Origin of the sequence: Hyphobacterium sp. SN044, assembly GCF_021864465.1 — a bacterium.
In the GTDB taxonomy this organism is placed as follows: domain Bacteria; phylum Pseudomonadota; class Alphaproteobacteria; order Caulobacterales; family Maricaulaceae; genus Hyphobacterium.
The window spans coordinates 1-727 of sequence record NZ_JAKKUV010000022.1 but is presented as its reverse complement, the minus strand read 5'-3'; the positions used below and the strand labels follow the sequence as shown (position 1 = coordinate 727).

The following is a 727-nucleotide window of genomic DNA, read 5'->3' as shown; positions in this document are numbered from 1 at the left end:
CTGCGACTCTTTGCCATCGGCTTCACAGCCCGCCGCCAGAACCAGGACAAGAAGACGTCATATGCCCAGAGCACACAGGTCCGAGCCATCCGCAAGAAGATGGTTGACATCATGACGCGGTATTTAGGTTTCGATCTGTCAATAGTATAGTGATAGCTCCCGCAAGTACTGGAAGAGATAAAAGTAGTAACACCACGGTAATAACTACAGCTCATACAAATAGGGGGATTCGTTCTAGTCGAAGCCCACTTCACCGTATGTTAATAACTGTAGTAATGAAGTTAATTGCCCCTAAAATTGAGGAGGCACCTGCTAAATGGAGGGAAAAAATAGCCAGGTCCACTGAGGGCCCCGCGTGCGCTAAGTTACTGGATAGGGGTGGGTAAACTGTCCACCCTGTTCCAGCACCCTTCTCCACTGCAGCAGAGGATACTAGGAGAATTAGGGAAGGGGGCAGAAGTCAAAATCTTATGTTGTTGAGACGTGGAAAGGCTATGTCTGGAGCTCCCAGTATAAGAGGTAGAAGTCAGTTTCCAAATCCACCAATAAATACAGGCATAACCAGAAAGAAAATTATTACAAATGCATGGGCTGTAACAATTGTATTGTATAGTTGGTCCCTTCCTAGGAAGGCACCTGGTTGCCTTAGCTCGATTCGAATGAGAAGGCTTATACCAGCACCAACCATACCTGCTCAGACCCCGAGAATGAAATAGAGAGTTCCAAT

1 pseudogene is annotated in these 727 nt (G+C 46.8%); it reads right to left on the bottom strand.

The window, feature by feature from the left end:
- Positions 1 to 118: 118 nt before the first annotated feature.
- Positions 119 to 727: pseudogene (locus L5876_RS14940) on the bottom strand (cbb3-type cytochrome c oxidase subunit I); the annotation flags it as partial.